The organism is Micromonospora qiuiae (genome assembly GCF_016863555.1).
Lineage (GTDB): Bacteria > Actinomycetota > Actinomycetes > Mycobacteriales > Micromonosporaceae > Micromonospora > Micromonospora qiuiae.
Genome location: NZ_BOPC01000002.1, coordinates 49,214 through 68,617 on the forward strand (window position 1 = coordinate 49,214; position 19,404 = coordinate 68,617).

Below are 19,404 nucleotides of genomic sequence, written 5' to 3' on the forward strand. Positions count from 1 at the left end.
GATGGACAGACGCGAACCGACGGAGGTGCCGATGACCTCACCACTGGAGCCGGTGACCGAGGACTGGCAGCGCGCCCTGGCCATCGTGGCGCACCCGGACGACCTGGAGTTCGGTGCCGCCGCCGCGATCGCCCGGTGGACGGGTCAGGGCAAGCAGGTGGCGTACTGCCTGGTCACCAGCGGCGAGGCGGGCATCGACGGGATGCCGCCGCCGCAGGCCCGGCAGGTACGCGAGCAGGAGCAGCGCGCTTCCGCGGCCCTGGTCGGCGTGGACACCGTGGAGTTCCTCGGCCTGCCCGACGGGATCCTTGAGTACGGGGTGCCGCTGCGCCGGGAACTGGCCGCGGTGGTCCGCCGACACCGGCCGGAAATCGTGATCACGAACAACTTCCGGCCCACCTGGGACGGGGCGGCCGTGCTCAACCAGGCCGACCACATCGCGGTGGGCCGGGCCACCCTCGACGCCGTCCGCGACGCCGGCAACCGGTGGATCTTCCCGGAGCAGCTGACCGACGGCGTCGAGCCGTGGGGCGGCGTACGCCAGGTGTGGGCGGCCTCCTCCCCCCGCTCCGGGCACGGCGTGGACACCACCGACACGTTCGCCGCCGGGGTGGCGTCGCTGCTGGCGCACGAGGCGTACCTCACCGGGCTGGGCGACGGCAGCTTCGACGCCGAGGAGTTCCTGGAAAGCTCTGCCCGCCCGGTCGGCACCCGGCTGGGCGTGCGCTACGGCACCTCGTTCGAGGTGTTCCACTTCGACCTCTGGTAGGCCGACGTGATCCTGCTCGGCACCTCCGGCTGGCAGTACCGGGACCGGTTCTGTCCACCCGGTCCGCCCGCCGGGCACCGGGTCAGCCGGATGCCGACCCGGCCACGGAACGTGTCGAGGCAGTGGTCAGGGCATGACCCGGGCCAGGTCGCCGGGCATGTTGTCCTTCACGTCGTCCCACTGGCCCGGGGTGATGTGCCGGCGCAGGGTGTCCAGCACCACCTGGACCACCCGTTCCGGGCCGCCCTCCACGTCGTACGGGAAGCCCTGGCGGACCTCGTAGAGGAAGTCGTCCCGATTGAGCTTGACCGGCACGTTCTGCGGCTGCCAGCCGTCGAAGTAGATGCCCCGCACCAACAGCGGCAACTGGGCCGAGAACTCCACGCTCTCCTGCACCGGCATCCGGTCGCGCAGCAGGTGCAGCACGGTGCGCAGGGCGGCGTACGACTGGTTGCGTTGCGCCTTCGGCCACCCGTACGCCTGCTCGATGTCCTTGAGAATCAGGTTGGTCTTGTCCATCGAGGACTCGACCGCCGACTGGAACTGCTCAGCCATTTGTCCACCCCCGTACGTCGGTCTCCCACCGTCGGTCGTCGTGACGCCGCGGCGTGCCCGTCGGACCGCGCCGTGGCCTGATTGGGCTGGCCCGCCCGGCACCCGACGCCCGCCTCAACGGGTCGGCCACCAAGACGACGCCAAGCACCCCGTCCGGTCGCCGGTGCGCAAGCACCCGAGCCGTCACCGCCAACCACCTCCGTGCTGTCGTCTCGCGCGGTCGTCGCCTCCCGGTCGACGCCGGACACGGCCGACGAAGCCGACCGCACTGCCGCCATCATCGGCACCGTCGGGGTGAGCCGTCTTCACCCGGACGGGGTGAGCATCGGCGACAACATGAACCCGCCAACCAAGGGCGGTCACCGCGCACCTGATCATCGCCGATCGCCGTTTCGCCGTAATGGCGGTGTCCCGACCGATCGGACACCGCCGTGCCGACGAAACGGAGCCGGGGTGCGCTCGGCCCACAGCCGGGCGGTCCGCTCGGCCGGCGGCGAGTAGTAGGTGGCGTCGACCTCGACCAGCGGGAATTGCCGTGCGTAGTGGCTCAGCCGCCGCTGCGGGGTGTCGGCGCTTGGCGGATACCAGCCGGAGTCGAGCAAGGTCCGGTCGGTCCAGGAAGCGGTGCCCACCCTGATCTCGCCCATGGGTGGAGCCCGCCGCATCCCGGACCGACCGGCAACCGCCGAGGCTCAGGCCGCCCGCCGCTCCCGGGTCTGCTTGCAGGTCACGCAGGTGGTCGCCGACGGGAAGATCTCCAACCGTTCCACCGGGATCGGCGCGGAGCAACCCTCACAGTAGCCGTACGTCCCCTCGTCGAGCCGGGTCAGCGCGTGCTCGTACTGGGCGCGCCGGTCGAGAATGGTCCGGAGCAGGGACTGCGCGGTGTCCCGCTCGGCGGTCTTCGTGCCGCTGTCGGCCTGGTCGTCGCCGGCGGTGTCGCCGACCTCGACCAACCGGAGCACCTGGCTCTGCTGCACCGCCTGCTCGTACTCCTCGGACAGCTCGGCGTAGCGGGCCTGCAGGGAGAGCCGGATCTGGTCGATCTCCGCCTGGGATCGGCCCGTGCCGACCGTGTCGTGGACGAGCATCGCTGCCTGCCTTTCCTCGGCCTCTTCGTCGAACCGGGAGGGGCGGGCCCCCACCCGGTGATACCGCCCAGACGTGCTCACCCGGGCGCTGTGTGAGCCCCGCGAGTACCCCCCTCGACGGCGGGTCAAACCGCGTCGTCGGCGGATTCCACGATCGCCGGATGACGGGGATCGTCCAAGCGGACCACCAGATCGGCGAAGCTGGCCGGGGCGACCTCGTCGGCGTACCGGGTGAAGGCCGGCAGCGTCCACGCCTGCTCGGGCGCGGTGCGTCGGCGCAACGCACCGGCCGACATCTGCAGGTGCACGGTGAGGTCGAAGAGCAGGCCGCCACCGAGCAGGAACGCGCCGCTGACCAGGACCACACCCCCCGGGGGCAACTCGACGTACGCGGCCCGGGTGGCCCGGTCCGCCTCGGCGTTCCACAAGGTGGGCAGCATCCGCCCGGTCCCGCGCGGTCCCGCCGGGTCCAGCACCTCCCGGCGCAGGCCGGCCTCGTCGACCCAGCCTTCGTAGTACGCGTCCGGGTTCCGCCGGCCCCGTTCCAGGCGGACGGAGGCGGGGCGCAGGAAGTCATCGGCGCGGACGTGCAGCACCGGCCGGCTCAGGGCGCGCAGCGGGTCGACCAGGGCAGCGGCCAGCGCGTCCGGGCGGGCAGCCGGGGGACCGTCCACGGCGACCCGCAACCGCCCGGCCGGCTCGGCGCGGGCGAGGCGCTCGGCCAACTCGGCGATCAGTCGCTGCGGTGAGATGGGACGCACGCGCATGGCGACCATCGTGCCCGGTCGGCCGGCGGGTGCCCACCGGAAACAGATCAGCCGGTGCGGTCGAGGGTGACCCGGGCGTCGTCGGCCAGGCGGTACCCGACGCCGTAGACGGTGGTGACCAGGGGGACGTCGACGCCGACCTTGCCGCGCAGCCGGCGTACGTGCACGTCCACCGTGCGCACGCCCGCGTGCTCGTAGCCCCAGACCGCGTTGAGCAACTGGAGCCGGGTGAACACCCGGCGCGGATGCGCCACCAGATGCAGCAGCAGGTCGAACTCGAGCCGGGTCAGCGGCAGTGGCTCGCCGTCGCGCAGCACGGACCGAGAGGAGGCCAGGATGTGCAGGCTGGGAATGGTCGAGGCCAGATGCCGCGGCGACCGTCCGGCCGGGACGCCCTCGCTGCGACGCTCCGGTACCACCGGGGCGACGGTGTTGACAACGCCCTCACCGTGCTCGATCATCTCCCGAGCCGCCTCCAGCAGCCGGCGCGCGGCCGGGGTCAGCGACTCCTCACTCGCCAGCGGGATGGAGAGGGTGACGGTGAGCACCGGAGCTGCGGTGCTGTTGGGACGACGCTGACCGCCCGGAGGCCGACCGGGAACAGCGGGTTGGGACGTATGCCATCCGGCGCGCGACGATGCGGGGCTGACCGACATGGTCCTCCTTGGCTGGTCCGGGTTTTCCCCACGGCCCCGGGACGCCGTTTTATCGATGCTTCCGGGCGTCCGTGCGATGGTCAAGAGGCGACTGCGTTGCATAAATGTGACAATTGACCGACACATCGCAGCCAACCGCTCGCTCTGCGTACGAGGCACCATGATTACAGCAGAGCCGTCCGGTTGATCTGTTACGGGGGGTCCCCGACCGATTCACGTCCGCTCCGTTCCGCCGATCAGGTCATGCTCGGATTCACGGCTCGATGGTCACCCGGGCCTCGTCGGCGAGGCGGTATCCGACCCCGTGGACGGTGGTCAGCAGCGGCGTGTCCAGCTTGGCGCGCAGCCGGCGGACGTGCACGTCGACGGTGCGCGCCACAGCGTGACTGTAGCCCCAGACCGAGTTCAACAGCTGCATCCGGGTGAAGACCCGGCGTGGACGCTCGGCCAGGAACAGCAGCAGGTCGTACTCGATGCGGGTCAATGGGACCGCGCGATCGCCCTGGCGCACAACGCGGGGCCCGGTGAGGATGCGTACGACCCTCGGGTCCGCCACGCCGTCGCGCTCGGCGACCTCGTCGTCGGACAGCCTGCGGTCGTGGGCCAGCCGGCCCTCGCCCGACTCGGCCAGTTCGTTCAGCAGCTCCAGCAGGCGGGACAGGCGTGGGCTCATCGCTTTCGAAGTGAGGTCGACCGTGATGGTCAGGGTCGGTCCGGTGCGCGGTCGCGCGACCCGGGCACGGTCGGCGCGGCCGGGCAGGTGCTGACGCGAGCTGATGGCGATGACGGACATGGTGGCCTCCTGGGACTACCAGCCACGCCGGGTCGGCGTGGGGTTTTTCAGCGGGATGCCCGACCGGCGGTCGCCGGGGACGCGAGGGTGGACGGAGGCAGAGGTGGGGTCGGACCGAGTACGGGCAGGCCGGCGATCCGCCAGGCGGCGAAGCCGCCGATCACGTCGGTGGCCCGGAACAGCCCGAGGTCCTGCAACGAGGCGGCAGCCAACGACGAGGTGTAACCCTCCTGGCAGATGACCACCACGGGCAGGTCGTAGCCGACCGCCTGGGGCAGCCGGGCCGGGCAGCGTGGATCGAAGCGCCACTCCAGCACGTTGCGCTCGATCGCGAGCGACCCCGGCACCGTGCCGTGCGCGGCGCGCTGTGCGGCCGGCCGGATGTCGACCAGCAGAGCACCGCGACGGTGCGCCAGGTGCGCCCGCTCCGGATCGAGCCGGTTGATCCGGGCGCGGGCGGCGGCCAGGATCTCGTCGATTCCCCGGGAGCCCGGGGGCGGCACCGGACAGGGTTCGGTGGCGGCATCGATCTGCTGCGACATCAGGTTCCTTTCGAATCATCCTCTGACCGACGGCGACGCGCCCCGGCGGCATCTGAGGTGGGACGTGCGGCGATCACCATGCCACGTCGGCTTCGGCCACCTCGGTGACCAGCAGCCGGCCCGCAGCGAGGTGGTAGCGGGTCATCCGGCGCAGGGCCGGGCGGTAGACGTGGACGCTGACCGCCGGCGCGGTGTGCCGGTTGGTCACCACGTGCACGTGCCGGGGGCCGAACCGGCGGCCGGCGCCGGCGGCGAGCCGGTGCGGGCGCAGCCGTGCGCCGCTGACCGTCTCCTCGGTGAGGACACCTGCGGTGACCAGGAAGGCGCCGGAGGAGCCGCCGTGGTCGTGCAGGTCGGTGCCCTGGCCGGGTAGCCAGCTCAGCGCCCACACCTCGTGATCGTCGTCGGCGGCGAGCCGGGCGTACCAGCGGCTGGTGGGGTCGAAGCGCAGCCGCACCGGCCAGCTCGCGGGATCGGCGGCCCAGCGCCGGGCGACGGCGAGCAGGTCCGCCTCGCTGGTGGGTACGGCAGGCATCAGACCCTCACACGCTCGACGGCCGGTTGTCCCCACCAGCTTAGCCGCCAAACCCTATAGGTTTAATAGACAATCCCACATTCTGGGGCACCCACTCACACCCACCCCAAACCCCGCCGATCTTGCACTCATGGTCGCCGATATGCTCCTCTTGCGGCATTCGCCGGGGCAGAAAGTGCATGATCGACGGGGTGGGGTGCCGCAGGTGCGGGCCGGGCGAAGATTGGTGGCGGGTCGGGGGTGGTTCAGCGGCGCACACTAACCTGGACCGGTGAGCGAGGAACTCGACGCCGAGACCCTGGAATTCGCGCACCGGATGTTCGACCTGGCGCGTGACGGCGTGACCGCGGAACTGGCCGCGTACGTCCATGCGGGGCTGCCGGTCAACCTGACCAACGAAAAGGGTGACAGCCTGCTGATCCTGGCGGCGTACCACGCCCATCCGGAGACGGTGACCGCGCTGCTGGCCCGGGGCGCCGACCACTCGCGCGCCAACGACCGGGGGCAGACGGCGCTGGCCGCGGCGGTGTTCCGTAGCAACGCCGAGGCGGTACGCGCACTGCTCGACGCCGGCGCCGACCCCGACGGAGGCGACCCGTCCGCGGTGGCGACCGCCGAGTTCTTCGACCTGCCCGAGATGCTCGCGCTCCTACGTTCCCGGTAAGGAAGGGCCCCTTTTTAACGCCTGGTGTAGAGGAAGGGCCCCTTTTTAACGCCGAGCCGCTCCCAAGCGCTCACCGACCGGAATCATCGCCGGTTCGTGTGGCCTCGATGAGAAAGCGGCGGGCGTGGGCGACGAAGCAGCCCTCGGCCCGGATCCGCTCATGCAGGCGCAACAGCGCGGGCCGGTGCGCCGCCACGGTGAAGCTGGGGACGGTCCAGATCACCTTGCGCAGAAACCAGACCACCGCCCCGATGTCGTGAAAAACGGTTCGCAGGGTCGCCTCGCGCAGGTCCACCACGGCCAGACCGGCGGCCCGGGCGGCGGCGACCGCCCGCTCCGGATGACGGTGCGCCGGCGGCGGCAGAGGCCCGAGGATCGCTTCGCTGAGTTCGCGTACGCTCCCCGGACCGATCTGTTGGGAGAGGAACGTACCGCCCGGACGCAGCACCCGTGCCACTTCCGGCCAGTCGGTGCGTACGGGATGCCGGCTGACCACCAGGTCAAAGGCGGCATCGCGGAACGGCAGTGGCGCGTCGGCGCTCACCGCCACCACCCTCGCCCTGATCGGGGCCAGGTTGACCCGCGCCACCGGCACGTTCGGCGGCCAGGCCTCGGTCGCGGCCAGCAGCCGGGGCGGGTGGGGCACCTCGGCCAGGACCTCTCCCCCGCCGGTGTCGATGTCCAACGCCGCGTCGGCACTCGCCATCCGCGCCGCCATCAGGCGCGCGTAGCCCCAGGGTGGACGCTCCTCGGTGGCACGCCCGGCGAGCCAGTCGAACGCCCACCCCTCGACCGGGGCGGTCGCCCCCTCGGCGATTAACTCCGCGAAGCTCTTGTCCCGCATCCGGGCAGCCTCCCCCGCGGACAACTGCTCGGCAACGGCTTAATGCGGTGCCTGCCCACACCGCATCCGCCGCAGTGGCACACCGCCTCGCGTCGGGCCCAGAGCCGCTCCGCACCGTGTCGGGCTCAGGACAGGTCACGCCGCATCAGACCCAAGACCGGATCGCACCGCATCAGACCCAGAACCGGGTCACGCCGGGTCGGGTTCCGGATCGGGTCGCGCCGGGTCGGCCGGTGGGACGCGGCGTGCCGAGCACGGCGTTAATAGGGGGCCCTTCCTCTACGTTAGGCGTTAAAAGGGGGCCCTTCCTTACATCAGGGTCGAAGTGGTGGATGAGGCGGGCGCCGAGACGTACGCCGACGCCGCCGACGGCGAGGGCGAGCAGTTCGAGGAACAGCAGCGCCGGCGCGGCGCTCCGGTGCGGGGCATCGGCCCGGACCAGGCAGGAGAGCAGGAACAGCCCGGCCATGCCGGCGTTGACCAGGTTGAAGGTGATCGCGGTGCGGCGGGTGCTGTCCGGCGGCACGTCCCACAGGTCGACCATTCCGGCGATCGCCGTCAGCGCCGCCGCCACCAGAGCGGCGACCGCCGTCCAGTAGCCGACCTCGCCGAGGAAGACCGGCCCGCCGGCCACGTCGGCGAGGTCGAAAATGGCCGCACAGACGAAAAGTCCGTAAGGGAAGGTCACCAGCATCGGTTGGATCGGATGCCCCTGCACCCGCAGCCGGCTCTGCATCTGTGTCCCCCTGGGATCGGCTCAGCCCGTCAGCCCAGGGTGCTACCCGGGCGCCAGCCGGGTGAAACGACCGGGTGTCAGTTGTCCCGGGGCCGGGACACGGTGCTCACCAGCCGCTCCGCCACCTCCCGCAACGGGATCGACAGGGACGCGGCGGCGCTGCGCAACACATCGAGGGCGTCCTCGGCCGGGCAGCCACGCTGCGTCATGATCACTCCGACGGCCTGGCCGATCACACCGTCACCGAGCATCGCGGCGTCCTGCTCGCCGGCCTGCGCCGCCCGCCGTTGCCGGTCGCGTACGGCGGCCAGCAGCAGGCCGGCATGCTCGGCGAGCAGCATCGCGGTCAACTGGTGACCGGTGGTCAGCGCGTCCGAGTCGCCGGCGTAGAGGTTGACCGCGCCGATGACCTGCTCGTCGACGTCGACCGGAGCCGAGATCACTCCGCGTACGCCCAGCTCGCGCGCTCGGGCGGTCCAGTCCGGCCAGCGGCGCTCCGCTTCCAGGTTCTCCGCGCCGACCATCTCCCGTCGCCGGATCGCGTCCAACGCCGGGGTGTCCGGGCCGTACCGCAGGTCGTCCAGTCCACTGAGCCGCGCATCGGAGGCAGCCACTCCAGCCGGCTCGCCGGCCCGCAGGGCGGTGAACCCGCACCAGCTCACTCCGGCCAGGGCGTCCCGGGTGATCCGTACCAGCGCGGAGAGCGCCTCGTCGAAGTCGTCCAGGGCGAGCAGCCCGGCGGTCAGTTCCCGCAGCAGCGCGGCCGTCTCCAGTACGCCGAGCGTCTCCACCAGTGGTGGCGTCGTCTTCAGGTTCACCGCCGCACAGCCCCCGTGCGCCTGGCCAGCGTCGTCACCCGTCTCCTCCTCGGCTCGTCCCGGCAAGCACCGCGCGTCGCGGCACGTCCGCACACCACGTGATTCTGTGCGCTCGTCCAGCGCCCGTGGCCGCACGGACGCGCCGTACTACCCACGGGAACATGGGTCGAAACGGTGCAAACCGGGGCCCCTCCCAGGGTACGGGTATCACCGGGAGGGGCGGACGCGGGCCGCCGAGACGGCCGCACGACAGCCCGCCGACGGGTGACGATCAGCGGATCCGGCACGCCGCGCGACACGCCCGCCGACGGGTGACGGACCAGCGGGATCCGGCACGCCGCGCGACACGCCCGCCGACGGGTGACGGACCAGCGGAATCCGGCACGCCGCGCGACACGCCCGCCGACGGTGACGGCTCAGCGGGATCCGGTGCCGCTGAGCCGGCGGCCGACCGAGGCGATCAGCCGGTCCAGCTCGGAACCGAACGGGTTGTCGTGCACGAGGTACGTCCAGGTCGCGCTCGGGCGGACCAGCTCGGCCTCGTCCGGCTCCCAGTCCTCGGTGAATTCGGTGTCGGCGAACGTGGCCAGAGTCCGGGCCTCGATCTCCGGAACCAGGTTGGTGAAGGCCGGCACCGCCGCCCGGTGGAACTCGTCGAGCGGGTCGAGCCGGCCCAGGGCGCGCAGGTGCACGCCCTCGCGGACCTCGGACAGCTCGGCCAGGTGCTCGGCCCAGAGCCGGTCGAGGTGGTAGAGCGCGATGGAGCGGGCCACCCGGGCGAGCAGGTCCTCGTCCATCTCGCCGGCCTTCTCGGGCGACTTGTCCAGCAGCATCAACGCCGCGACGTCGCTGGTCAGCAGCCGCTCGCGGCGCTCGGCCAGGGCCTTGCGCTGCTGCTCGATCACCACGCTGTAGCGCCAGGTGTTGCGGTGGATCTCGTGGTTGACGCCTTCGGCGACCCGCTGGGCGTGCTCCACGGCGTAGTCCACCTGCGGGTCGGTGACCAGGCCGTCGGCGTTCATCCGGGGCGACGGCGGCACTGTGTCGCCGGCGTGCCGGACGACCAGGTCGTCCTCCAGGCTGACGAAGAAGACCGACCCGCCCGGGTCGCCCTGCCGACCGGCCCGGCCGCGCAGCTGGTCGTCGACCCGGCGGCTGTCGTTGCGTCCGCTGCCGATCACGAACAGACCGCCGAGGCCGGCCACCCGATCCCGGTCAGCCTGGTCGCTGCCGCCGAGCCGGATGTCCACGCCCCGGCCGGCCATCTGGGTGGAGACGGTGACCGCGCCGTAGGCGCCGGCCTCGGCGATGATCGCCGCCTCTTCGTCGTCGTTCTTGGCGTTGAGCACCACGCACGGCACGCCGGCCGCGTTGAGGCCCACGGCCAACTGCTCGGACTCCTTGACGTCCAGGGTGCCCACCAGCACCGGCCGGCCGTCGGCGTGGCAGCGCTTGATCTCGTCGATCAGCGCCTCCTCCTTCTCCGCCCGAGTGGCGTAGATGCGGTCCGGCTCGTCCACCCGTACGCACGGGGTGTTCGGCGGGATCACCGCGACCTCCAGGCCGAAGAACTCCCGGAGCTGGTCGCCGACCAGCACCGCGGTCGCGGTCATCCCGCACACCTTCGGATAGAGGCCGATGTACGCCTGCACGGCGATGGTGCCGAGCACCTCGCCCTCGGCCGTGGCGTCCAGGCCCTCCTTGGCCTCCACCGCCGCCTGGAGCCCGTCGGGCCAGCGGCGCCGCTGGGCGACCCGGCCGCGCATCTCGTCGATCAGCTCGACGGTGTTGTCCCGGACGATGTAGTCCACGTCCCGGTGCAGCAGGGCGTGTGCGTGCAGCGCCACGTTCACCGCCGAGAGCTGCTCGACGTTCTCCTCGTCGTACAGGTCGATGCCGAGCTTGGCCTCGACGGCGGCCAGGCCGGCGGAGGTGAAGGCCACGCTGCGGCCGTCCTCGGCGACGGTGTAGTGCCGGCCCTTGCGCAGGCCGCGCACCAGCGCGGCGGCGGTGTGCACCGGATCCTGCTCGCCGGGCACCGAGCCGGCCAGCACCATCGGCACCCGGGCCTCGTCGATCAGGATCGAGTCGGCCTCGTCGACGATGGCCGTGCGAAGCGGCCGCTGCACCCGGTCGTCGATGTCGGTGACGAGTTGGTCGCGCAGGAAGTCGAAGCCGGCCTCGCTGACCGAGACGTAGGTCACGTCGCAGGCGTACGCGGCCCGCCGCTCGTTCGGCGTGGACGCCTCGTTGACCCAGCCCACGGTGAGCCCCAGCAGGGTGTAGACCGGCTCCATCCAGACCGCGTCGCGGCGGGCCAGGTAGTCGTTGACGGTGAGCACGTGCACCGGGCCGTTGCCGAGCCGCACGTGCCCGTAGGCGGCGATCGCGGCGGTCAGCGTCTTGCCCTCACCGGTGGCCATCTCGGCGACCTTGCCGGAGAGCAGCGACATCGCGCCGAGCAGCTGGACGTCGTACGGCCGCTGGTCGAGGCCGCGGCGGGCGGCCTCGCGGCCGAGCGCGCAGATCTCCTCGTAGCTCGACGCCGCGGCGGCCGCTTCGGTGAGCTCGGCGTCGTCGAAGGCCGACACCTCCTCCTCACGTGCCTCGATGGCCGGCAGCAGCTTCTCCAGCGGGGCCAGGTCGACCGTGGTCCCCGGGCGCTGGAGGAATCGGCGGAACCTGGTCTTCAACCGTTGCGACACACCCATGAGCCGCAACGGTACGCGACGCAACCGATCTTGAGGGTCCGCCCGCCCGCGTCATCGATCGCCGAGTCTCGGCGGTCCCGCATCTCCGGACCGGACAGAACGTGCCATCGGCACCCAACAGCGACCAGAAGTCGGGCGGATCAGCAGGTCAGGACCGTCTGGAGTTCGTGGCGGCGGTTTTCGGCCAGGGCGGTGAGGAGAGCGGGCGCTTCGGGGAACGGGACGACGGCCGAGATCAGGTGGGCGCGGATCGCCGCGCCGTCGGCGCGCAGCAGCTCGACCGTCTCGGCGGAGAGCCGTTCCCGATCCCAGACCGGCGCGAGCCCCCGGGGCACCCGGCCGATCTGGGCGCAGCGCACCGACAGACCGTTGTGGTGAAACTCCTCGCCGAGCCGGAGCGCGTCCGCGCCGGCCTGGTAGAAGGCGAGATCGATCACCGTGCCCTGGGGGCGCAGCAGGCGCAGCGCCAGGTGCAGCGCCCAGCCCTGCCCCCGGCACTGGAACACCACGTCCGCGCCCCGGTCGCCGGGTCCGTGCGCCCAGCGGGTCTTGAGCAGTACGGCCGGGTCGCCGTCGCCGGGATCGAGGGCCGCCAGACCGAGCGCGACGGCGACCTCGCGCCGCTTCGGCGTCGGGTCGAGCACCACCACCGGGGCGGCGCCGTGCCGCTGGGCGAACAGGGCGGTGACGAGTCCGACCGTACCCGCGCCGATGACCGCCACCCGGCGGCCGCGCACCCCGTCGCCGAGGTCACGGGCGCCGGCGCCGTACAGGTCGGCGGCCGCGTGCAACAGCCCGTTGGCGCAGATCGGCCCCAGGTGGGCGACGTAGATCCCGAGCATCGGATCGAGGTCGTCGGGCAGCGGCACGAAACGCGCGGTGACCGGATCGGCCACCGCGCCGCTGCGGTGGCCGTAGGTCATCGCGCCGACCGCGCCGACCGGCACCGCCGGGGTGTCGCTTTCCACCACCTGGGCCACCTGCATGTAGCCCAGGTTCCGCACCGGGTACGGGGTGCTCGCCGGACCGGGCGCGAACAGGCCCAGGTCGGCGTCCCAGCTGGCGTGCAGGTACGGGTTCGTGCCCTTGACGTAACTCAGCTCGGTGCCGGCGGAGATCCCGCTGTACCGCGTCCGGACCCGGAAGCCGCCGACCGGCAGCGGGGCGGGATCCTGCTCGACCAGCTCCACCCGCCCAGGGCCGGTGACCACCAGTACCCGCTCACGCATCGACCACCACCGGCACGGCCGCGGTGGCACCGGCGGACAGGCGGACGGTACGGCCGGTGGCGGCGGACTCCGCCACCGCCATGGCGAGCCGGTGGGTGGCCAGCGCCTCGGCGTACGGCACCCGAACGTCGTCGCCGACGCCGCGTACCGCGTCGATGAACGCCCGGTCCACCGCCACCCGGGCGCCGTCCGGGTCGGCGTCGACCTGCCGCTGCCCGTCGGCGTCGCAGATCACCAGGGCGTCCTCGGCGAGGGTGAGGGCCAGCCCGTCGGCCAGGACCTCCACTCCGGCCCGGTGCTTCCAGCCCAGCACGCAGGCGGCACCGAGGGTGCCCACGGCACCACCGGCGAAGCGCAGCGCCACCGCGGTCACCGAGTCGACGTCGGCGCCGTCGACCGGCGGTGGGCTGCCGTCGCCGTACGCGGTCAGCTCGGTCACCTCGCCGGCCAGCAGCCGGATCAGGTCCAGCACGTGGGCGGCCTGCTCGACCATCGGGCCCCCGGAGCGGTCCCGCCGGACCCACCAGTCGACCGGTGGCACCCGGTCCAGCCAGGCGCCGGTGACCAGGCGTACCGTCCGGCCGGCGAGCAGTTCGCGGGCCCGGGTCACGGCGTGCAGGTAGCGCCAGTGATGGCCGACGGCGGTGAGCAGTCCCCGCTGCGCCACCAGATCGGCGATCCGCTGGGCGGTGGGCAGGTCCACGGCCACCGGCTTCTCGACGAACATCGGTACCCCGGCGGCGACGACCGCCTCCTCGATCGGTCCGTGGGCGAACGGCGGTACGCAGACGTACGCCGCGTCCGGACCGGCCGCGAGCAGCTGCCCGATGTCGTCGTACGCCGGAATCCGGTGGGCGGTGGCCAGGTCGGCTGCGGCCCGGGCGGTCGCGTCGACCACGCCGATCAGCTCGACGTCGGGAAAGCCGGACAGCACCCGGGCGTGGCGTCGGGCGACTCCGCCGGCTCCCACCAGTCCCACCCGGCACACCCGCATCCGATCATCTCCTTCGTCGCCCCGCCGCCCGCGTACGGGCCCACGCCAGGCATACCGCTCGGTCCTCCCCCGGCCTGGCGCAATCAAACGTTCATCGGTCGACAACGTCTCGGGGGCAGGGTGCTGATCAAGCTTGGGGAACGGATCCGGTTAGCGTGCGGGGTGCTGGGAAATCCATCTCTCGGTTTACCCGCCATCAGGGGGTGCCTGTGCGGAACACTGAAAGTCTGGTCTCGCCCGTGGTCGAGGCCTGGGCCACCTATCGGACCAGTTCGCAGGCGGACTGGCCGACCCGGCGGCTGCTGCGCGCCAAGGGTGAGACGCGGGTCAGCGTGGTGCTGCCAGCGCGAAACGAGGAGGCCACCGTCGGGGCGATCGTGTCGACCATCCGCGAGCACCTGATGGACCGGATCTCGCTGGTCGACGAGCTGATCGTGGTCGACTCGCGGTCCACCGACCGCACCGCCCAGGTGGCTCGGGCGGCGGGCGCCGAGGTGGTTGGTCAGGACGCGATGACGCGCGGGCTGCCTCGGCTGACCGGCAAGGGCGACGCGCTGTGGGCCGGGCTGGCCGCGGCCGAGGGCGAAGTGGTGGCCTTCGTCGACGCCGATCTGCGGGAGTTCCGGCCGCACTTCGTCACGGGGCTGCTCGGGCCGTTGCTCACCGACGCCTCGGTCGACTTCGTGAAGGGCTTCTACCACCGGCCGCTGATCAGCAGCGGCGGCGTGGAGGCCGACGGCGGCGGTCGGGTGACGGAGCTGATGGCCCGGCCCGTGCTGAACCTGTTCTGGCCGGAACTGGCCGGTTTCGTGCAGCCGCTCGGCGGGGAGTACGCGGGCCGCCGCGAAGTGCTGGCGCGGGTGCCCTTCGTCTCCGGGTACGGCGTCGAGACCGCGATGTTGATCGACCTGCTGGAACTCGTCGGGCTGGACGCGCTGGCCCAGGTGGACCTCGGCGAGCGCAAGCATCGGCACCAGGACACCGCAGCACTGGGCCGGATGTCCGCCCAGATCATGCTGACCGTCTGGTCGCGGTTGCAGCGGCGGGGATGGGCGAACCCGGAGCTGCTGCCCACTGCCCTGTTGACCCAGTTCCGCCGGGGCGGCTCCGAGGCCCTGCCGAACCTGGACCGGGAGATCGTCGTCAGCGACGTCTCCGTGGCGGAGCGGCCACCCCTGGCCGAGCTGCGACACCTGCTACCGCGTCGGCGGGTCACCGCGGCGTGACCGGCGGCCATCGAGCCTGCCGTCGGCCGACCCGGTCACCGCTTCGCCCGAGGGGAGGCGCGACACGATGGGGCCCACCGTCCTGATGAACGCCGGTCCGTGGCTGCCCGTGCCGCCACGCGGCTACGGCGGGATCGAGAACGTGGTGGCCACCCTGGTGCCCGAGCTGCGGCGGCTCGGCGTCCGGGTGGTGCTCGCCTCGGTGGGCACCAGCACACTGCCCTGCGACGAGCGGGTCGCGGTCTTCGCCGAGGGCCAGTTCCCCGCCCTGCAACGGCCGTACAACCAGGTGTGCGGCATCGTCCAGGCGCACCTGGCGGGTGTGGTCCGCGAGCTGCGCGGCCGTGACGACATCGACCTGGTGCACGACCACGTGGAGGCGGTCGGCCTGGCCACCCTCGCCGCCATGGGTCCGGACGCGCCGCCGGTGCTGCACACCCTGCACTGGGACCTGGCCAAGCATCCCGAGCTGTACGGCGGCCTCGACGCAGGCGACCGGGTCCGCGTCAACGGGGTCTCCGCCGCCCAACTGGCCCGGGCGCCGAAGGCACTGCGGGACCACTCGGTCGGGTACGTGCACCTGGCCACCCCGCTGGCCGTCGAGGCGCACCGGGGACCGGGGCCGGAAAAGGGCGACCACGTGCTGGTGCTGGGCCGGATCACCCCGGGCAAGGGGCAGGACGTGGCGGCCCGGCTGGCGCGGCGGGTCGGCTTCCGGCTCGTACTGGCCGGGCCGGTCGGCCCGTACCACCGGCCCGACGATTTCGCGGCGGCCGACGCCGAGGCGCGGCAGAATCCGGACGTACGTTTCTTCCATGACGCGGTGGCCCCGCACGTCGACGGCGATCGGGTGCGCTGGGTCGGCACGGTGGCCGGCCGGGACCGCGACGAGTTGCTCGCCGGGGCGCGGGCCACGCTGTTCCCGCTGCGCTGGGAGGAGCCGGGCGGCACGGCGGTGGTGGAATCGCTGGCCCTGGGCACGCCGGTGGTGGCGATCGCCCGGGGCTGCCTGCCCGAGCTGGTCGAGCACGGACGCACCGGGCTGCTCACCGGTGACGAGGAGGAACTGGGCGACCTGGTGCTCGCCGCCGGCCTGCTGGAGCCCGACGAGTGCCGCCAGGAGGCCGCCACCCGGTTCACCCCGGCGGTGATGGCCCGCCGCTACGCCGCCCTCTACGACCAGCTGCGCCACGGCACGCCGGCCGCTCTGCGGGCCGCCTGATCCGCGTCGTCGAGGAACCGGCCGCGCGGTTTCGCGCGGCGGCCGGGGCCTGCAGCTGGTGCGGGCGCTCGCCGAGCGTTGGGGCAGCGCGCCGGGCGGCGGCGGCAAGGCCGTCTGGGCAACACTGCCGGCGAATTGACCGAAATTCCCTCTCTCGCCTGGTTACATGGTCGGCGGGGCGGGTAGCCACGCCCGTCCTTTTCCGTTCCTCAGCGGGGTGAGCACTCATGGCCAAGCGGGTAACCTCCGGATCCGGTCAGGATCGGGGGCCGGCCATCCTGGCGCCGGCCCGGTTCGGCGGCTACCCCGGCCCGGTCCGCAGCCCTCTGCGCGGCGGGTCGCTGATCAGGTTCCTGGGCACCACCGATCACAAGCGGATCGGGCTGCTCTACCTGATGACCTCGTTCGGCTTCTTCCTGGTGGCCGGGGTCGAGGCGATGCTGATCCGCGCCGAGTTGGCCCGGCCGGGCATGCAGTTGCTCTCCCCCGAGCAGTACAACCAGATGTTCACCTCGCACGGCGTGGTGATGCTGCTGCTGTTCGCCACGCCGGCGGCGCTGGGGTTCGCCAACTACATCGTGCCGATCCAGGTCGGCGCGCCGGACGTGGCGTTTCCCCGGCTGAACGCCATGGCGTACTGGCTCTTCCTCTTCGGTGGTCTGATGGTGATCGGCGGGTTCGCCACCCCGCAGGGGACAGCCGACTTCGGCTGGACCGCGTACACGCCACTGAGCACCGCGGACCACTCCCCCGGGCCCGGAGCGAACATGTGGGTGCTCGGCCTGGTCGTCTCCGGCCTGGGCACCATTCTCGGCGCGGTCAACCTGATCACCACGATCCTGACCCTGCGCGCGCCCGGCATGACCATGTTCCGGATGCCGATCTTCACCTGGAACATGCTCTTAACCAGCGTCCTGATCATCCTGGTCTTCCCGCTGCTGGCCGCCGCGCTGCTCGCGCTCGCCGCCGACCGGCTGCTCGGCGCGAACGTGTACAGCCCGAACACCGGCGGGCCGATGCTCTGGCAGCACCTGTTCTGGTTCTTCGGTCACCCCGAGGTTTACATCATCGCGCTGCCGTTCTTCGGCATCATCACCGAGATCATCCCGGTCTTCTCCCGCAAGCCGATCTTCGGCTACACCGGTCTGGTGCTGGCCACCATCGCGATCACCATCCTGTCGATGACGGTGTGGGCGCATCACATGTTCGCCACCGGGCAGGTGCTGCTGCCGTTCTTCGCCATCCTCAGTTATCTGATCGCCGTGCCGACCGGAGTGAAGTTCTTCAACTGGATCGGCACCATGTGGAAAGGCCAGCTCACCTTCGAGACGCCGATGCTGTTCGCTGTCGGCTTCCTGGTGACGTTCCTGCTCGGTGGCCTGACCGGCGTGCAGCTGGCCGCCCCGCCAGCCGACTTCCACGTCACGGACACCTACTTCGTGGTGGCCCACTTCCACTACGTCCTGTTCGGCACGGTGGTCTTCGCGCTCTTCGGCGGCTTCTACTTCTGGTGGCCGAAAATGACCGGCCGCCTGCTCGACGATCGCCTCGGCAAGCTGCACTTCTGGACGATGTTCCTCGGCTTCCACGGCACCTTCCTCGTGCAGCACTGGCTGGGCAACGAGGGAATGCCCCGGCGGTACGCCGACTACCTGCCCACCGACGGTTTCACCGGGCTCAACACCATCTCCAGCATCTCCGCCTTCGTGCTCGGCGCGTCCACCCTCTTCTTCATCTGGAACGCCTGGAAGTCCTGGCGGTTCGGCGCCCTGGTGACGGTGGACGACCCCTGGGGCTTCGGCAACTCCCTGGAGTGGGCGACCACCTGCCCGCCGCCGCTGCGCAACTTCGACCGGATGCCCCGGATCCGCTCCGAGCGCCCGGCCTTCGACGCCAAGTACGGCGAACTCGTCTCCGACCTGGGCCGCGACCTTCCACAGCGGACCACCAAGCCACCGCAGGAGTTCCGCGAGGAGTTTCACCGGGAGGCACACGTGCCGGAATCACCCAGCGCCGAGGGGGCGCACGGCGCGCGGGAGGCGGTCGACTACCATCCCGCACCGCAGTCCGGTGCCCGGCCGGTCGAGGTCCCATCGCCGGACGAGGTACGCCGGCCGGAATTCGAGGAGACCGACGAACCGGAACAGGATCCGCTGGGCGGCGGCCGAGGCCCGCAGCCCAACGACCGGTGGCGGCATCCGCGCGGGCACGGCGACACCCCGGAGAACTGACCCCCGCGGGGCGGCGCCGCTGTCGCGGCGCCGCCTCACGTCAGGCGTTCCGGCACCGCTGCGTCTACCGCGTCCTGGACGAGGCCGGGCCGGGCTGCTTCGCCTTCGACTCGGACTCGGCGGTGCCGTTCTGCCAGGGCGGCGGCGCGTCGGCGAGCATCGCCTGGCGCAGCCAGGTCAGCGCCCGCGACAGCAACCGCGACACGTGCATCTGGGAGATCCCGAACCGGGCCGCGATCTCGGCCTGGGTCTGGTTGCCGTAGAACCGCATGGCCAGGATGCGCCGCTCCCGCCAGGGCAGGCGATGCAGCAGGCCGCTGACGGTCACCCGGTCGTCCACCGACTCCAGCGCGATGTCCGACTCGCCGACCAGGTCGCCGAACTCGGCCGAACTCTCCCCGCCGACCGGGGCGTTGAGCGAGGCCGGGCTGTAGCCGGCCGCCGACTCCAGTGCGGCGAGGATCTCCTCCTCCGGCGTCTCCAGCCGCTTCGACAGTTCGGCGACCGTTGGTGCCCGGGACAGCTCGCTGGTCAACGTCGCCGTCGCCTGCCCGACCTCCAGAATCAGGTCGCGCAGCCGGCGGGGCACGTGCACACCCCAGGTGCGATCCCGGAAATGCCGCTTGATCTCACCAACGATGGTGATTGCGGCGTACGCGGTGAAGGAACCGCGTTCCGGGTCGTACCGGTCGACGGCGTTGACCAGGCCCAGCCGGGCCACCTGCTCCAGGTCCTCCAGCGGTTCCCCGCGCCCGCGGTAGCGGCGGGCCAGCCGGCCCGCGAACGGCAACGCGAAACGGACCAGGTCGTCGCGGGCCTCCTGACGCCGCTCCGGCGGCAGTCCCTCGATCCGCGCCGCGTACGCCAGCGCCGCCGCGTCGAGGTCCTCCAGGCCCCGATCGGTGGGTGGTGGTGTGGTCGTGCTGGTCTGTCCGAACATCCGCGCCTCCCTCAGGAAGGTCCCCGCCTGGATTCGCCGAACACCGGGCACGCGCGTGGACACGCACGGGCGGCGTGAGTG

Annotated in this window: 19 protein-coding genes and 1 pseudogene; 5 read left to right on the forward strand and 15 right to left on the reverse strand. The window is 72.0% G+C overall.

The features are described from left to right. The first annotated feature begins 31 nt into the window (after positions 1 to 31). A complete protein-coding gene (locus tag Vqi01_RS00455; protein ID WP_204031836.1) occupies positions 32 to 769 on the forward strand; it encodes a PIG-L deacetylase family protein in 738 nt (245 codons plus the stop codon). Between the two features lie 126 nt (positions 770 to 895). Here Vqi01_RS00455 and Vqi01_RS00460 read toward each other — a convergent pair whose 3' ends face one another. The 8 genes and pseudogenes from Vqi01_RS00460 to Vqi01_RS00495 form a co-directional block, all read right to left on the reverse strand. After that, the gene (locus Vqi01_RS00460) at positions 896 to 1,324 is read right to left on the reverse strand and encodes a DUF2267 domain-containing protein (protein WP_204031838.1); all 429 of its coding nucleotides are present in this window, start codon (positions 1,322 to 1,324) and stop codon (positions 896 to 898) included. A 440-nt stretch (positions 1,325 to 1,764) separates the two neighbouring features. After that, positions 1,765 to 1,971 (reverse strand): annotated as a pseudogene (locus Vqi01_RS00465) (DUF72 domain-containing protein); the annotation flags it as partial. 45 nt (positions 1,972 to 2,016) lie between these two features. Further along, positions 2,017 to 2,415, reverse strand: a complete 399-nt coding sequence (locus Vqi01_RS00470; protein WP_204031965.1) for a TraR/DksA family transcriptional regulator — start codon at positions 2,413 to 2,415, stop codon at positions 2,017 to 2,019. A 125-nt stretch (positions 2,416 to 2,540) separates the two neighbouring features. Beyond that, positions 2,541 to 3,182 (reverse strand): nucleoside/nucleotide kinase family protein, encoded by a 642-nt coding sequence (locus Vqi01_RS00475; RefSeq protein WP_204031840.1) that lies wholly within the window; start codon positions 3,180 to 3,182, stop codon positions 2,541 to 2,543. 47 nt (positions 3,183 to 3,229) lie between these two features. Continuing rightward, the gene (locus tag Vqi01_RS00480; RefSeq protein WP_204031841.1) at positions 3,230 to 3,838 is read right to left on the reverse strand and encodes a winged helix-turn-helix domain-containing protein; all 609 of its coding nucleotides are present in this window, start codon (positions 3,836 to 3,838) and stop codon (positions 3,230 to 3,232) included. Between the two features lie 253 nt (positions 3,839 to 4,091). Then, complete coding sequence (locus Vqi01_RS31220; RefSeq protein ID WP_204031843.1) at positions 4,092 to 4,631, reverse strand: winged helix-turn-helix domain-containing protein; 540 nt, start codon at positions 4,629 to 4,631, stop codon at positions 4,092 to 4,094. A 47-nt stretch (positions 4,632 to 4,678) separates the two neighbouring features. Continuing rightward, positions 4,679 to 5,173, reverse strand: coding sequence for a rhodanese-like domain-containing protein (locus Vqi01_RS00490; RefSeq protein WP_204031845.1), 495 nt, complete (start codon positions 5,171 to 5,173; stop codon positions 4,679 to 4,681). Positions 5,174 to 5,246: 73 nt separating this feature from the next. Continuing rightward, on the reverse strand, positions 5,247 to 5,708 hold the full coding sequence (locus Vqi01_RS00495; protein ID WP_204031846.1) for a cysteine dioxygenase: 462 nt from the start codon (positions 5,706 to 5,708) through the stop codon (positions 5,247 to 5,249). 316 nt (positions 5,709 to 6,024) lie between these two features. Between Vqi01_RS00495 and Vqi01_RS00500 the strand changes: the two genes are divergently transcribed. Further along, positions 6,025 to 6,372: an ankyrin repeat domain-containing protein gene (locus Vqi01_RS00500; protein ID WP_372444286.1), complete on the forward strand. Its 348-nt coding sequence runs from the start codon at positions 6,025 to 6,027 to the stop codon at positions 6,370 to 6,372. 70 nt (positions 6,373 to 6,442) lie between these two features. Here the strand turns inward: Vqi01_RS00500 and Vqi01_RS00505 are convergent, their stop codons facing one another. From Vqi01_RS00505 to Vqi01_RS00530, 6 genes are all read right to left on the reverse strand, one after another. Further along, the gene (locus Vqi01_RS00505; protein ID WP_204031850.1) at positions 6,443 to 7,216 is read right to left on the reverse strand and encodes a class I SAM-dependent methyltransferase; all 774 of its coding nucleotides are present in this window, start codon (positions 7,214 to 7,216) and stop codon (positions 6,443 to 6,445) included. A gap of 172 nt (positions 7,217 to 7,388) precedes the next feature. Further along, positions 7,389 to 7,952, reverse strand: coding sequence for a DUF2231 domain-containing protein (locus Vqi01_RS00510; RefSeq protein ID WP_204031852.1), 564 nt, complete (start codon positions 7,950 to 7,952; stop codon positions 7,389 to 7,391). 77 nt (positions 7,953 to 8,029) lie between these two features. After that, positions 8,030 to 8,770, reverse strand: coding sequence for a GAF and ANTAR domain-containing protein (locus tag Vqi01_RS00515; protein ID WP_204031853.1), 741 nt, complete (start codon positions 8,768 to 8,770; stop codon positions 8,030 to 8,032). A gap of 416 nt (positions 8,771 to 9,186) precedes the next feature. After that, positions 9,187 to 11,481: an accessory Sec system translocase SecA2 gene (secA2, locus tag Vqi01_RS00520; RefSeq protein WP_204031855.1), complete on the reverse strand. Its 2,295-nt coding sequence runs from the start codon at positions 11,479 to 11,481 to the stop codon at positions 9,187 to 9,189. A 140-nt stretch (positions 11,482 to 11,621) separates the two neighbouring features. Next, entirely contained in the window at positions 11,622 to 12,710 is a 1,089-nt protein-coding gene (locus Vqi01_RS00525) for a zinc-binding dehydrogenase (RefSeq protein ID WP_204031857.1), read from the reverse strand. Continuing rightward, positions 12,703 to 13,704 carry a Gfo/Idh/MocA family protein gene (locus Vqi01_RS00530; protein ID WP_204031858.1) on the reverse strand — a complete coding sequence of 334 codons (1,002 nt, stop codon included), beginning with the start codon at positions 13,702 to 13,704 and terminating at the stop codon, positions 12,703 to 12,705. The genes Vqi01_RS00525 and Vqi01_RS00530 overlap by 8 nt, the downstream gene beginning before the upstream one ends. A gap of 299 nt (positions 13,705 to 14,003) precedes the next feature. Here Vqi01_RS00530 and Vqi01_RS00535 point away from each other — a divergent pair, with 299 nt between their 5' ends. The 3 genes from Vqi01_RS00535 to ctaD all read left to right on the forward strand — a co-directional run bounded on the left by Vqi01_RS00535 (position 14,004) and on the right by ctaD (position 18,383). Beyond that, positions 14,004 to 14,930: a glucosyl-3-phosphoglycerate synthase gene (locus tag Vqi01_RS00535; RefSeq protein WP_372444287.1), complete on the forward strand. Its 927-nt coding sequence runs from the start codon at positions 14,004 to 14,006 to the stop codon at positions 14,928 to 14,930. A gap of 67 nt (positions 14,931 to 14,997) precedes the next feature. Next, entirely contained in the window at positions 14,998 to 16,152 is a 1,155-nt protein-coding gene (locus tag Vqi01_RS00540; protein ID WP_204031862.1) for a glycosyltransferase, read from the forward strand. Positions 16,153 to 16,379: 227 nt separating this feature from the next. Next, a complete protein-coding gene (gene ctaD, locus Vqi01_RS00545; protein ID WP_204031863.1) occupies positions 16,380 to 18,383 on the forward strand; it encodes an aa3-type cytochrome oxidase subunit I in 2,004 nt (667 codons plus the stop codon). A 64-nt stretch (positions 18,384 to 18,447) separates the two neighbouring features. Here the strand turns inward: ctaD and Vqi01_RS00550 are convergent, their stop codons facing one another. Beyond that, on the reverse strand, positions 18,448 to 19,323 hold the full coding sequence (locus tag Vqi01_RS00550) for a SigB/SigF/SigG family RNA polymerase sigma factor (protein WP_204031865.1): 876 nt from the start codon (positions 19,321 to 19,323) through the stop codon (positions 18,448 to 18,450). Positions 19,324 to 19,404 lie beyond the last annotated feature (81 nt).